This window comes from Ensifer sp. VA4 (genome assembly GCF_055710065.1).
Map to the genome: position 1 here is coordinate 1 of NZ_JBVQPO010000081.1, position 255 is coordinate 255.

Sequence of the window (255 nt, forward strand, 5' to 3'; positions counted from 1 at the left end):
GACCGTCGTGTCCGCGCCGCCGGCCGATGGGATCGACACCGTTGGTGTCGTATCGCCGAGGCTGATCGTCAGCGTCGTATGCGCCAGGTCGCCGTCGCCGTCCTTCACCGTGTAGGTGAACACGTCGTTGCCACCGCCGGCCGAACCCGGATTGCGCACGTAGCTGTAGCTGCCATCCGCATTCAGCGTCAGCTTGCCGAACAGGCCGTTGATCTGCGTGCTCACCGTCGCCGCATCGTCCAGCGACGCACCGCT

1 protein-coding gene is annotated in these 255 nt (G+C 66.3%); it reads right to left on the reverse strand.

Going from position 1 to position 255, the window contains the following annotated elements:
- Positions 1-255: Ig-like domain-containing protein (locus AC0C6X_RS30255; protein WP_472956730.1), on the reverse strand; the 255-nt coding region annotated here is incomplete at both ends.